Source organism: Vibrio sp. 070316B, assembly GCF_013114115.1.
Taxonomy (GTDB): Bacteria; Pseudomonadota; Gammaproteobacteria; order Enterobacterales; family Vibrionaceae; genus Vibrio; species Vibrio chagasii_B.
Map to the genome: position 1 here is coordinate 23,096 of NZ_VTYC01000026.1, position 12,589 is coordinate 35,684.

General features: G+C 45.8%; 14 protein-coding genes. 13 read left to right on the top strand and 1 reads right to left on the bottom strand.

What is annotated here, in order from left to right:
* Window positions 1-13: 13 nt before the first annotated feature.
* Window positions 14-403: a hypothetical protein gene (locus F0251_RS17895; protein WP_061034114.1), complete on the bottom strand. Its 390-nt coding sequence runs from the start codon at window positions 401-403 to the stop codon at window positions 14-16.
* Between the two features lie 72 nt (window positions 404-475).
* Between F0251_RS17895 and F0251_RS17900 the strand changes: the two genes are divergently transcribed.
* The 13 genes from F0251_RS17900 (at window position 476) to F0251_RS17960 (ending at window position 12,587) form a co-directional block, all read left to right on the top strand.
* On the top strand, window positions 476-1,243 hold the full coding sequence (locus F0251_RS17900; RefSeq protein ID WP_171731502.1) for a beta-ketoacyl synthase chain length factor: 768 nt from the start codon (window positions 476-478) through the stop codon (window positions 1,241-1,243).
* The gene (locus tag F0251_RS17905) at window positions 1,243-2,013 is read left to right on the top strand and encodes a 1-acyl-sn-glycerol-3-phosphate acyltransferase (RefSeq protein WP_171731503.1); all 771 of its coding nucleotides are present in this window, start codon (window positions 1,243-1,245) and stop codon (window positions 2,011-2,013) included. The genes F0251_RS17900 and F0251_RS17905 overlap by 1 nt, the downstream gene beginning before the upstream one ends.
* Window positions 2,014-2,119: 106 nt before the next feature.
* On the top strand, window positions 2,120-2,380 hold the full coding sequence (locus tag F0251_RS17910; RefSeq protein ID WP_061034117.1) for a phosphopantetheine-binding protein: 261 nt from the start codon (window positions 2,120-2,122) through the stop codon (window positions 2,378-2,380).
* A gap of 10 nt (window positions 2,381-2,390) precedes the next feature.
* A complete protein-coding gene (locus F0251_RS17915; protein ID WP_004739745.1) occupies window positions 2,391-2,648 on the top strand; it encodes an acyl carrier protein in 258 nt (85 codons plus the stop codon).
* Window positions 2,648-3,205 carry a septation protein IspZ gene (locus F0251_RS17920; protein ID WP_105059156.1) on the top strand — a complete coding sequence of 186 codons (558 nt, stop codon included), beginning with the start codon at window positions 2,648-2,650 and terminating at the stop codon, window positions 3,203-3,205. The genes F0251_RS17915 and F0251_RS17920 overlap by 1 nt, the downstream gene beginning before the upstream one ends.
* Before the next feature lie 6 nt (window positions 3,206-3,211).
* Window positions 3,212-4,600 (top strand): AMP-binding protein, encoded by a 1,389-nt coding sequence (locus F0251_RS17925; protein WP_171731504.1) that lies wholly within the window; start codon window positions 3,212-3,214, stop codon window positions 4,598-4,600.
* 88 nt (window positions 4,601-4,688) lie between these two features.
* Window positions 4,689-5,051 carry a 3-hydroxyacyl-ACP dehydratase gene (locus F0251_RS17930; protein ID WP_171731505.1) on the top strand — a complete coding sequence of 121 codons (363 nt, stop codon included), beginning with the start codon at window positions 4,689-4,691 and terminating at the stop codon, window positions 5,049-5,051.
* Window positions 5,044-6,843: a glycosyltransferase gene (locus tag F0251_RS17935; RefSeq protein WP_171731506.1), complete on the top strand. Its 1,800-nt coding sequence runs from the start codon at window positions 5,044-5,046 to the stop codon at window positions 6,841-6,843. The genes F0251_RS17930 and F0251_RS17935 overlap by 8 nt, the downstream gene beginning before the upstream one ends.
* Window positions 6,821-8,365 carry a histidine ammonia-lyase gene (hutH, locus tag F0251_RS17940; protein ID WP_105059152.1) on the top strand — a complete coding sequence of 515 codons (1,545 nt, stop codon included), beginning with the start codon at window positions 6,821-6,823 and terminating at the stop codon, window positions 8,363-8,365. The genes F0251_RS17935 and hutH overlap by 23 nt, the downstream gene beginning before the upstream one ends.
* A 90-nt stretch (window positions 8,366-8,455) precedes the next feature.
* Window positions 8,456-8,956, top strand: a complete 501-nt coding sequence (locus F0251_RS17945) for a thioesterase family protein (RefSeq protein WP_061034123.1) — start codon at window positions 8,456-8,458, stop codon at window positions 8,954-8,956.
* Window positions 8,943-9,623 (top strand): outer membrane lipoprotein carrier protein LolA, encoded by a 681-nt coding sequence (locus F0251_RS17950; protein ID WP_171731507.1) that lies wholly within the window; start codon window positions 8,943-8,945, stop codon window positions 9,621-9,623. Before F0251_RS17945 ends, F0251_RS17950 begins: the two co-directional genes overlap by 14 nt.
* A complete protein-coding gene (locus F0251_RS17955; RefSeq protein ID WP_171731508.1) occupies window positions 9,595-11,967 on the top strand; it encodes an MMPL family transporter in 2,373 nt (790 codons plus the stop codon). Before F0251_RS17950 ends, F0251_RS17955 begins: the two co-directional genes overlap by 29 nt.
* Complete coding sequence (locus F0251_RS17960; RefSeq protein WP_171731509.1) at window positions 11,964-12,587, top strand: DUF3261 domain-containing protein; 624 nt, start codon at window positions 11,964-11,966, stop codon at window positions 12,585-12,587. Before F0251_RS17955 ends, F0251_RS17960 begins: the two co-directional genes overlap by 4 nt.
* Window positions 12,588-12,589: the final 2 nt, after the last annotated feature.

Sequence of the window (12,589 nt, forward strand, 5' to 3'; positions counted from 1 at the left end):
AAATAATAGAGGGTTACTCAGCTGCCATTTGTGCAAGCTTACGTTTAATATCAACGTTTAAGTTATTAACCCAGCGGTTGTAATTACGGTGTATTTCACCATCGTCATACTTCAAATTCTCTGATTCAACGTAAAGAATAGAGTAAAATTTGTCGTTATAAGGGATATCAACCACTGCGTGATGTGAACGAACATACAATTCAGCGCGGATCAAACCAGGTTTAATCTCAGAAACTAACCAGCCTCGATTTTCAGCAGATTCATAAATAGCTGATTTCACCTGTTTACTTTGAAGATTATGTGCAACTGGAGTATCCTCAACATTCATTACAGGCTGGACACGTCCACACCCTGCAAGAACCAATATGAATAACATTGAAACGGCTATTTTTAGTAATTTCATTTAAATTCCTTACCTGTGTTTATTTATAAGCACGCATAGTATTTAGTTAGACCCAAAGCAAATCAATACTCTATGTCAAATCAATCCCAATTAATGTCGTTTAATATTGAGAAATGGTCTGCAAACTCGGCTGGTCTCAATTCTGATGCCGAATGGCAAGCCTGGAGCACTAATTTAGATTGGCCGCAAGATGGCTCAACTGAATTTAAAGCGATCCCACCGATGATGCGTCGCCGAATGAGCCTACAAAGTAAATTGGCCGTTCAAACTGCATTGACACTCTTAGAAGACAACTCGATTGATTATCTGGTTTTTGCCAGTCGACATGGTGAACTGCACCGAACCGCAACCTTGATCCAGTCGATATTGGAAGGTGATGATGCCTCGCCAATGGCGTTTTCACAGTCCGTGCATAATACAGCCGCAGGGTTAACTACCATCGCAGCGAAAGCACCAATCCCTCTGACCTCTATCGCGGCCGGCCAAGATACTTTCCACAACGCTTTGATTGAAGCCTATCTTTACCTGAATCAATATCCATCGCATCGTGTATTAGTTATCGATTTCGACCAGCCTTTGCCAGAGCTCTATCAAGAGTTCGAAGCTCAAACTTATGCCGACTATGCGCTAGGATTAGTGCTCACCTCCGGAAGTGATTACTCAGTATCAAGAGCTGTAACTTCAGTATCAAAATCTGTAGCTAACGAAAGCTCAGCCACTCCTTTACCACAAGGCTTGCAGGCGCTACAAAACATCCTTCTAGGTTCACAGAGCTGGACCATAACAGGTAAGCATCAAGATTGGACTTGGACAAACAACGCGAAAGCCGGAGAACTATAATGAGCAAGGTCGACCAATATTGGCGAGTATTCGCGACAGGCCTCTGCTTTACCATCTTCGGCTTGGGAGGCCTAGTTCTCAGCTTCTTGATCTTGCCATCTATCGCGCTCATCACTCCCAACACCATTCAGCGTGAGCTCAGAGCTCAACGATTGATTCGCTTCTCATTCAATGCCTTCTGCCAGATCATGAAATTCACAGGCGCAATAGATTATCGAATTGATGGTGCGGAACTACTGCGAGAAGATCGCAACTGTATCATCGTCGCCAATCACCCAAGTTTGATTGACTATGTACTGATCGCCTCGCAACTTCCTCAATGTGATTGCCTCGTTAAAGCAGCCATTTGGGAAAACCCATTTATGAAAAGGATCGTCAAAGCCGCGGGCTACATACCCAATCAGGCTCCCGACGATCTTTTAGAACGCTGTGAAGAGCGCTTTTCGCGCGGGAATGTACTACTTGTTTTTCCCGAAGGCACTCGCACAACGCCCGGAATTAAACCATCCTTACAGCGTGGTGCGGCACAAATTGCCACCCGAACACAAACCGATTTACGGGTGATTCATATTACGGTTTCTCCGACATTCTTAACGAAAGAGAAAAAATGGTATCAAGTTCCTGTGACGAAGCCCTTTTTTCATGTCGCGGTGAAAGGTAAAATAGAAGTCGCACCATTTATTGAAGGCTCAAATAATTTAACTTCGGCAGCAAGACGCCTTAATCATCATCTTGCACAAACAATTTTCCCTTCCGAAGAAAACATTTAGTGTATCAATAACATAACAGGCGATATCTGCATTTCGAAAATACCTCATATAATGTAGAATCGCCCCCTTAAAGCAGCATTTAGACAAAAGCATTAAGTAGGCCAAAGTGGAAACATTACACAACGAACTGAAACAACTGATCATCGACGCATTAAATCTTGAAGACATGAGCATTGATGAGATTGAAACGGAAGCTCCACTGTTTGGTGATGGACTAGGACTAGATTCTATTGATGCACTAGAACTTGGCCTTGCTATCAAGAAGAAGTACAACATCGTAATTGATGCTGATGATTCAAACACTCGCGAGCATTTTGCATCGGTTGAAAACCTAGCGAAGTACATCTCATCTCAAACGAACAACTAGACAGATCTTTATGACACAAGCTAACCAACAAGAAGTATACAACCAGGTTAAAGATGCGCTGATTGAGCTGTTCGAGCTTGATGCTGAAGATATCACACCAGAAGCTCATCTTTATCTTGATCTAGACCTAGACAGCATTGATGCGGTTGATTTGGTCGTTCACCTACAGAACGTAACAGGTAAGAAGATCAAGCCTGAAGAGTTCAAAGCAGTGCGCACCGTTAATGACGTTGTAGAGTCTGTGGTTGAACTATTGAAGGACGCATAATGCGTCCTCTGCTGACTTTGCTGTCGGCAATCATACTTTTCACATATCCAATAGCGGTTTACTTTGGACTCAACAAGTTTGGCCTGCAAACCGTGGGTATCGTCTTGGCCGTTATCTTTGCTGTTCGCATTTTTACCGGCGGCCAGGCAAAAATCAAAGAGCTAAAACACCTAGCTTGGATCAGTGGAAGTGCTGGTATTGTTCTGCTGACATTAGGTTTAGCCTTTAAGCAGCATGGCTGGCTAACCTATTATCCCGTTATCGTTAATGTTTGCATGCTGGCTGTATTTGCTTCAAGCCTATGGCAACCACAAACGATTATCGAACGTCTTGCTCGCCTTCAAGAGCCTGAGCTTCCACAAAGTGGCATTGATTACACCAGAAAAGTCACCAAAGTCTGGTGCTTGTTCTTCGTTATCAACGGCTCTATTGCTTTTTACACCTGCTTCCAACCGCTAGAAGTATGGACCCTATACAATGGCTTACTCAGCTATCTGTTTGCAGGGGTGCTCTTTGCAGGGGAATGGGTAGTAAGACAGCGCATTCGTCAGAGTTAAATTGTTATGACCCAAACCGTATCTTACACCTCGTTGTCTGAACTTCTCAGCCAGAACAGAGCCCCTGAATCTATTGTCTGCTTTGACGACAATAGTGAGATTACGTGGCAAACCTTTAACGACGACTTATCTCAACTCGTGCACCTTTTGTCTTCATCCCCTTTTCAACGAGTTGCGATTTGTACCCAAGATAGCTACCTATTTTCGATAGCATTTTTAGCGTGTGCAGCAGCGAACAAACACATCATCTTACCGGGTAACTACCAACCTTGTGCACTTGCTGAGTTAAGTGAACAGTTTGATTGCCTGCTAGTTGATGACTCGATTGGCGAAGTTGAGGTGAGTGACGTTCGCAATATCCAAACCTTATTGGACTCAAGCACCGAATTACAAAAGCCTCTAACCGGTGCTCTTACGACCATTGATTTGGCAACAGTCCCATTAACTCTGTTTACTTCAGGTTCCAGCGGTACGCCAAAAGCGATAGATAAAACGTTAGAACACCTAGATATTGAGACCGCTCAGTTAAACAAAAACTGGGGCGAATTACTCAAGAATAACCGAGTCCAAAGTACGGTCTCGCACCAACATATCTATGGTTTACTGTTTAGAATTTTATGGCCACTCTGCTCTGGTATTCCGTTTGCTCGCAACAACCTCGAGTACCCTGAACAAATTCTGTCTCATGCCAATAAAAACTGTGTTCTGATCAGCAGCCCTGCACTACTGAAGCGATTAAAGCATGAGACCAACAAGGTACAACTTGCAGGAATCTTCTCTTCGGGTGGCCCATTGCCTAGCGAGTCGGCTCACCAGTCACGAGATCTACTAGGACATTTACCTATCGAGGTATTTGGCAGCACAGAGACCGGTGGTATTGCCTTTCGCCAACAAGAGAGCGCTCAATCCCCTTGGCAGCTTTTTGACTGTATTGAGGCTAGTCTCAACAGTGAGAATTGCATTAAGCTATTGTCGCCGTATATCGATAAGAATAACTGGTATCAAACCGCTGATGAGTGCGAGATGGTCTCGGAGAATCAATTCATATTGAAGGGCCGAACCGACCGAGTGATCAAGATAGAAGAAAAACGAGTATCACTGGTTGAAGTGGAGAAACGACTGGAGCAACTGCCTTGGATAAGTGAGTGCGTGGTGATTCCATTTGAGGAGCCTGAGCGATTAATCTTAGCCTCTGTTTTGGTATTATCAGATGAAGGCCAAGCCGCTCTATCGACCATGAGCAAAGGTAAATTCTGGTTGATGCTGCGTACAGAGCTCAGAAAGTGGTTAGAGCCAATCGCTATCCCACGAAAGTATCGTATTGTTGATGAGATTCCTCTCAACAGCCAAGGCAAGCGATTAACATCTCACATAGAACAGCTAATAAAATCATAGAAACCGCTGATCGTATTTTACACTGAGATTATCTTTTTATATTTTTGTCAAAGAACCAATATTTGCCCAAGGATTCTAAGCACGCCCTATGGATAAAAGAAAACCAAACATCATTGCTGTAGACACGGTAGAAAATGAATCGACCCTAACACTTCATGTTAGCGGAGATATCACCGATTTTAAGGGACACTTCAAGAGCTTCCCTATTCTACCGGGCGTCACGCAAATTGATTGGGCACTTCACTACGCAGTCCAAGAGTTACGCGTTCCTGGTTTCTTTAAAGGCATGGAAGTCATTAAGTTCCAAGAGCCTATCCTGCCTGACGCTACAATCCAGCTATCACTCAAATGGGATGCTGACAAAGACAAGCTGAGCTTTAGTTACACCTCGAACAACGGTGAACAGATCCACTCTTCAGGCAAAATGAAGTTGGGAGAAAAAAGTGAATAGCGCTCCCGTCGAGGCTACTTCTCAACACCCAACAGAAGAAAGCAGCTACAAGGCTTGCTTCCTTATCCCGTGCTTTAACCATGGCGCAACCATGCCTACTGTGGTCTCGTCGCTCCATCACTTTGAGTTGCCGATCATCATCGTCGACGATGGCAGTGAACTGACCACAAAACAGTTTCTGGCTCCTCTTGCAGAGCACTCACATGTAACCTTGGTGACACTTGAGCAGAACCAAGGCAAAGGCGGTGCAGTAAAGGCCGGTATCAAAAAAGCACACGAACTCGGCTTTAGCCACGCCATTCAAATTGATGCTGACGGACAACACGACCTTGAAGCCTTACCAACATTAATTGAGGCCTCACAAGCTAAGCCACAACGTCTGATATCAGGCCAGCCTGTCTACGACGAGAGTGTGCCCAAGGCGAGACTGTACGGGCGCTACGCGACACACATTTGGGTATGGATAGAAACCCTTTCTTTATCAATTAAAGACAGCATGTGTGGCTTTAGAGCGTACCCTATCAACCAAACACAAGCGGTACTTAGCAAATACGATGTTGGCTCTAGAATGGACTTCGATATCGAAATTCTAGTTCGCCTGTACTGGGAAGGCTGCGACATAGACTTCGTTGAAACTCGAGTCATCTATCCTGAAAACGGCATCTCTCATTTCGATGCATTGTGGGATAACATCAAAATCAGTTGGATGCATACGCGCCTGTTCTTCGGCATGTTGCCAAGAGCACCAAAGCTGATTGCTCGCCATTTCAAATCCGATTCTGCTGAAAGTTACCAAGCTTCATCGACGGATTCAGAACTGCAAACTTCAGAGCAACCGCACTGGTCTCGCACCCAGGAACGCGGCACCGTGTTAGGTATCAAACTGTTATTAGCCATTTATACCTTGTTAGGTCGCGGTGTGTTCAACCTTATTCTGCGTGCCGTCATGCGTTACTACCACTTAACGGGCAAGCGCGCGCGAAACGCTTCTGAGCAATACTTGTTTCAGTTGAAGGCCTATGCGGAACAGCAAAATATTGAGTTACCCGGCGAACTAACCAGCTACAACCATCTGCTTTCGTTTGGGCATACCATGCTCGACAAGCTTGCGGCATGGAAAGGCGATTTCTCAGTAGAGAACCTCACCATCCATGGCCAAGACCAATTCGAAAACATGGTGGCAAATAAGCAAGGTGTGCTGATTTTAGGCTCACACCTAGGCAACATTGAATTATGTCGCGCTTTAGGTCGCAGACACTCAAACATCAAAATCAATGCGCTGGTTTTTACAGAACACGCAGAGCGTTTTAATTCAGTAATGAAAGCGGTTAATCCGCAGTCAGATCTAAACCTAATTCAAGTGACTTCAATGGGGCCTGATACGGCTATCCTTTTGCAGCAGAAATTAGAGCAAGGTGAGTGGATCGTTATTGTCGGGGATAGAACTTCCACCAGCAAAGAGAGCCGCTCGGTATGGGCAGAGTTCTTGGGTAAGGAAGCGCCGTTCCCTCAAGGGCCATTTATGTTAGCCTCTGTACTCAAAGCACCCGTATTTTTGCTATTTGGGTTACGTGACGATTCACAAGCAAACCCGCACTTTAATGTCTATTTCGAGCATTTTAGCGACAGAATCGAGCTACCCAGAAAAACACGCGAACAATCTTTAAAGCAAGTCGTTCAACAATACGCAGACCGACTTCAGCACTACACACTGAAAGCACCGCTTCAGTGGTACAACTTTTTTAATTTTTGGACATTGAGCAAGCACCATGACGAAAAAGAATCCAAATAGCATCACCTTTGGTGCCGAACGCCTCACAATTGAGGATGTTGTCGCTATCTCACAGGGCGCAAAAGCCTCGATGAACACCAGTGACGAGTTCACTTCAAAAATCGACCGCGGTGTAGCATTCCTAGAGCGCCTACTTAAAGAAGAAGGCGTGATTTACGGCGTTACAACAGGTTACGGTGACTCTTGTACGGTTGCGATTCCGCCAAGCCTTGTCGATGAACTGCCTCTTCACCTAACACGCTTCCACGGTTGTGGCTTGGGTGACATACTGTCTCACGAGCAAGCACGTGCGGTACTTGCAACTCGTCTTTGTTCGCTCTCACAAGGTGTATCTGGTGTGACTCATGATCTGCTTAACCAGATCGTTACCCTTATCAACCAAGATATCTCACCGCGTATTCCTCAAGAAGGATCGGTGGGTGCCAGTGGCGACTTAACACCTCTGTCTTACTTAGCAGCCGCGTTGATTGGGGAGCGTGATGTCATCTACAAAGGTGAAGTACGCCCAACCAGTGACGTCTACAAAGAGCTAGGCATTAGCCCTATTAAGCTTAAGCCAAAAGAAGGCTTGGCATTGATGAATGGTACGTCTGTCATGACGGCATTAGCGTGTATCGCTTATAAGCGTGCAGAATACCTAGCTCAGCTATCAACTAAGATCACGGCTATGGTATCGGTCGGTATGCACGGCAATGACTTCCACTTCGATGAAGCCTTGTTCGCAGTAAAACCTCATCCGGGTCAACAACAAGTTGCGGCATGGCTGCGTGATGATCTGCAAGCAGATCGCCCGCCACGTAACAGTGACCGCCTACAAGATCGTTACTCTCTGCGCTGTGCTCCACATGTTATCGGTGTGGTTCAAGACTCTCTACCTTGGCTTCGCCAGATGATCGAGAACGAGTTAAACAGTGCAAACGACAACCCAATTATCGACGGTGATAACGAACGCGTACTGCACGGTGGACACTTCTATGGTGGTCATATCGCAATGGCAATGGATACACTAAAAACTGCCGTAGCCAACCTTGCTGACCTGCTTGATCGCCAAATGGCCCAGCTGATGGATTACAAGTTCAACAACGGCTTACCATTCAACCTAACGGGTGCTGAAGGCGAACGTAAACCAATCAACCACGGCTTCAAAGCAGTACAGATCGGCGTGTCAGCTTGGACAGCAGAAGCATTGAAACACACCATGCCTGCAAGTGTGTTCTCTCGCTCAACTGAGTGTCACAACCAAGACAAAGTAAGCATGGGCACCATTGCTGCTCGTGACTGTTTACGTGTTCTAGAGCTAACCGAACAAGTCGCGGCAGCGTCACTTCTGGCTGGTACGCAAGCGCTTGAACTTCGTAAACGCCACAATGAACTTGATGAGCACCACATGAGTGAGAACCTCAAGCACATTCGCGACGAAGTACTGAAAGAGTTTGAGTTTATTGTCGAGGACCGTCCGCTGGAAGGCGATCTACGCCACTTTATTTCTCGTATTCAAAATCAGCATTGGTCACTTTACTAAAAGAACTTTACTCATAGAGTAGTTAACCTCATAAAGTAGCTAAGTTCATATAGTAACCAACCCTTTACGCAATATTGTTGAGAGCGATTTATGTCTGAAATCCTTCATCCATTACAATCTGAGGTGACACTTGTCACCTCATTCCAAGATGCCGACCCAATGGGTGTGATCTATCACGGCAACTACTTCCGATTTTTTGAAGAAGTAAGACGCATCATGATGGATAAGATTGAATACAACTACCATGAGATGAAGGATTCAGGTTACATGTGGCCTATCATCGATACCCGCGTAAAATACATTAAGGCGATACCGTTTAATCACAAGATTAAGGTCACGGCGAAGCTCACCGAGTGGGAAAACCGCCTGCGCGTCGATTATGAAATTCATGATGCTCTAACAGGCGCTCGCATGACACGTGCTCACACAATGCAGGTTGCGGTAACCATTGAAGAGCAAGAGATGTGCTTTGCTTCACCGAAAGTGTTTACCGACAAGGTAGAACACTGGCACCAGTTTGGCTGCTTACCTCTAGCTGAACATCAATCTCAGGCCTCTAACCCACAGCAGGTGAATCATGAGTCTGTTTAAACTCAGTCGTAAACACATCAGCGGCTTGCTGTTAGGACTCGCTGCGATGATTGCGAGTGGCCTTGCTAGCGCTAGTCAAAACACCGCTGCCGTCGGTTCTATTTCAGAACTGCAAACGGTGTTGAGTGAAAATAGCATTGTTCGTGGCGAGTTTACTCAAACACGCAATATGGAAATGTTCGCCCAGCCTCTGACGTCGCAAGGTACATTCCTATTAGACAAATCAAACGGCCTACTCTGGACACAAACCACACCGTTTCCGGTGAACTTAGTGCTCACCGACAACAAGTTGAGCCAAAGGTTTGCCGACCAGCCCGCAAAGATCATCACTGATAAAGAAAACCCAATGGCGTTTTATTTCAGCCATATTTTCCTATCTGTGTTCCACGGTGATACACAAAAACTTCAAGACCAATTCTCACTGTCATTCCAGCCTGCAACCGTGCAAAGCTCAGACCATAACACAGGATCTTGGACACTGACTCTTAAGCCCAAAAGCGCGCCAATGAATGCAGTATTTGAGGCCATCACGCTGCAAGGCAACGGTGATATTGAGCGTATCGAGTTAAAAGAGATTCGTGGAGATAGCACGGTGATCGAATTTAGCCAGCTAAGCCACCAACCGGAAGTATTGTCAGATGCCGAAGCGCAACAATTTGAACTCTAAGCTCGCCCTTGTCTGGCTAGTAATTGCGGCGCTTTTTAGCGGACTGTTGATCAAACAGTTCGCTTTTTCTTCTTCAGTGCCCATCGAAAGCAACATCATGAAATTGCTGCCTGAAAATCAGCAAGATCCTATGGTTGAACAAGCTTTTCAGCAGATTTCCAACTCGATGAGTGAGCAAGTGGTGTTCATCTTGAGCGGCTCCGACATCACGAACACCATGGCAGCAACCCAAGCCTTTGAGAAATCGCTCAATCAAGACGCCTTTTCTGACAGTTCAGTTCTCTTCAAACATGTTCAAGGCAAGATCAACGCCAGCACACAAAGCCAATGGAGTGACTTCTATTTTCGTCATCGCGCTCAATTGCTGACCGAACAACAGAAAGAAACATTAACTCATACACCAGAATCGCGCGCGCAATATGTGATTCAATCCTTGTACAACCCTTTTTCAGGCGTGACAGCGACCGAGCTAACCTTAGACCCATTCCTGTTATTTCGCGACTATATAAGCGAGGTTGGCACCCGCTCGAGTAACTTTGGGCTTAAAGATGGCTATCTCACCGCTCAATCTCAAGAGCAATCACATATTCTCGTTACCGCAACGCTGGCAGGCTCTCCTTATAGCTTAGCGATTCAAGAACAACTTCCTGTATTAGACGCTTTAGAGCGAAAAATCGAGAAGCAATTTGACGTTAAAGTTCAGCACACTGGCGTAGTTTTCTACGCAAATTACGGTACTCAAAGTGCGAAGTCTGAAATCAGCACTATTGGCTTAGGGTCATTAGCGGGCGTAATTTTATTGGTGTGGTTAACCTTTCGTAGCGCACTGCCACTTGCCTTGTCGTTGCTCTCAATTAGTACGGGATTATTAGTCGCATTGGCGAGCACCGTCGCTATTTTTGGTAAGGTCCACCTATTCAGCTTGGTATTTGGCGCGAGCTTGATTGGCGTATCCATCGATTACTCATTTCATTACCTCACTGACCGTTTGGCAGCAGGAAGTCAGTGGCAAAGCGATAAAGGCTTAAAACACATCTTCATTGCGATCACCCTAGGCTTAATCACTAGCTTAATCGGATACCTTGGGCTGCTGGTTGCGCCTTTCCCTGGTCTACAGCAACTTGCGCTATTCTCATCTATCGGGCTTATCGCGGCTTACGCCAGCGTGGTGTGCTGGTACCCTGTATTGGCCTCTAAACCAAGCCAAGAGCGAGCGCTTCCTTTGGCCGGCCTTTGGCAGACATGGTTAAACTTGTGGAGCAACCCCAGATTTAGAATCGGCTTGCCATTGATAGTGACCGTCTTAAGTTTGGCGTCAATCACCCAGGTCCGCTACGACGACGATATCAGGCAACTTCAAGCAATGCCTGACGAGCTAAAACAACAAGAGCAGGCCATATCAGAAATATCTGGCCTAGGCAGTGCTCAGAACATGCTGTTAGTTACTGCCGAAAGCAACCAAGCGCTGCTCAATAAGTTAGCGTTGATCAGCTCTAATCTTGATAACTTAGTCGCTCTGCAAGCTATCTCAGGTTATCGCAGCGTCAATCAACACCTACCAAGTGAACAAGAACAACACCAAAACTATCAGCTAGTTAAGCAACTTTATGATAGTCAAAACACCACATTGCAAAGTACGCTTGGCTGGCCGAGCTTCCCAGAGCTTCCTAAATACATTCCGATCACGCTCGATGAGTTTCTATTGTCGCCTGTATCAGAGCCGATTCGTCCGCTTTGGTTACAACCAATCAATAACCAAGCAGCGTCGGTTATCATGATCAAAGACGTCATTAACACTGAGCTGTTCTCACAGTGGTTGGAGTCAGACTTCGCTCAGCAACAAGGTGTGAAATACCTCAATAAAGCAGATGAAATCTCCTCTCTTTTTGCTGAGTACCGCGTCAAAATTACCGAGCTGTTATTGATTGCCTTCGCTGCTATTGGCATGGTGCTAGGTTGGCGATATGGCGTAAAACAAAGCCTATTAATGCTTCTACCATCTCTTATCGCAGGTGTAGCGGGGTTAGCGGTGACTGGCGTTTTAGGCTCAACATTGAACCTATTTAATCTGCTTGGTTTGATTCTGATTTTAGGGATCGGTATCGACTATACCCTGTTCTTTGCGGAGCAGAAGAAGTCGCTAAGCACCCTATTAGCGATCACTTTGTCTGGCCTCACGACACTGCTGTCATTCGGCTTACTGTCACTGAGTCAGACTCATGCGATTCATAGCTTCGGGATTACCGTGTTAACCGGTATTTTTGTGGCATGGCTACTTTCTCCACTCGCAATCAACAGCGAACAAGCCACAGAAAAAACCAAACCTCGCGAGGCCTTTAGATGAACAAGACAATCAAGATAGTGCTCGCCATCGTGCTAGGGTTACTACTCAACGCCTGTTCAATGGTTTCTCAACAACCGACAGGTGCAAGTGTCGCAATCGATCAAGAGACAGAATTAGCCTTACCCCTTCCTGCGGATCTTGGATACTCATTGACGGCAAGTCAGTTGATCAGCGCGACTTGGCAAGAGGATACCCAGCAGTTACCGGTTCAAGTTGAAGTCACGCCCGATAAAGTCGTTTTGGCGGGCTTCTCTTCTTGGGGTACACGCATCTTATCGCTGCAGTATCAAAACCAAGCCATTGAAACACAAGTGCTATCTGGCCTCGGAGCTACCCTACCGCAGCCCGAACAAGTACTGTTTAATTTAATGCTCACCTTGTGGCCTGCAGAAGCATGGGCCCAACCGCTACAAGGTATTGGGTGGCATTTGGTCGATACAGATAACAGCCGCACTGTGTTTAATGCCAAGAAGCAGGCAATCATCCGAATTGATTACCAAGCACAACCGAATACACACAAAACAGCAGGCAACATTGTTTTTAAACATTTGACCCAAGGCTACACCATTACGATACAAACGTTAAATTCAACGATTATCGATAACCCAAGTAAGAGCTAAAC

Bases quoted from the DNA above. Each gene is read 5' to 3' on its own strand.
- F0251_RS17895 (WP_061034114.1), bottom strand. From the start codon at position 403: ATGAAATTACTAAAAATAGCCGTTTCAATGTTATTCATATTGGTTCTT.
- F0251_RS17900 (WP_171731502.1), top strand. From the start codon at position 476: ATGTCAAATCAATCCCAATTAATGTCGTTTAATATTGAGAAATGGTCT.
- F0251_RS17905 (WP_171731503.1), top strand. From the start codon at position 1,243: ATGAGCAAGGTCGACCAATATTGGCGAGTATTCGCGACAGGCCTCTGC.
- F0251_RS17915 (WP_004739745.1), top strand. From the start codon at position 2,391: ATGACACAAGCTAACCAACAAGAAGTATACAACCAGGTTAAAGATGCG.
- F0251_RS17920 (WP_105059156.1), top strand. From the start codon at position 2,648: ATGCGTCCTCTGCTGACTTTGCTGTCGGCAATCATACTTTTCACATAT.
- F0251_RS17925 (WP_171731504.1), top strand. From the start codon at position 3,212: ATGACCCAAACCGTATCTTACACCTCGTTGTCTGAACTTCTCAGCCAG.
- F0251_RS17930 (WP_171731505.1), top strand. From the start codon at position 4,689: ATGGATAAAAGAAAACCAAACATCATTGCTGTAGACACGGTAGAAAAT.
- hutH (WP_105059152.1), top strand. From the start codon at position 6,821: ATGACGAAAAAGAATCCAAATAGCATCACCTTTGGTGCCGAACGCCTC.
- F0251_RS17945 (WP_061034123.1), top strand. From the start codon at position 8,456: ATGTCTGAAATCCTTCATCCATTACAATCTGAGGTGACACTTGTCACC.
- F0251_RS17950 (WP_171731507.1), top strand. From the start codon at position 8,943: ATGAGTCTGTTTAAACTCAGTCGTAAACACATCAGCGGCTTGCTGTTA.
- F0251_RS17955 (WP_171731508.1), top strand. From the start codon at position 9,595: ATGCCGAAGCGCAACAATTTGAACTCTAAGCTCGCCCTTGTCTGGCTA.
- F0251_RS17960 (WP_171731509.1), top strand. From the start codon at position 11,964: ATGAACAAGACAATCAAGATAGTGCTCGCCATCGTGCTAGGGTTACTA.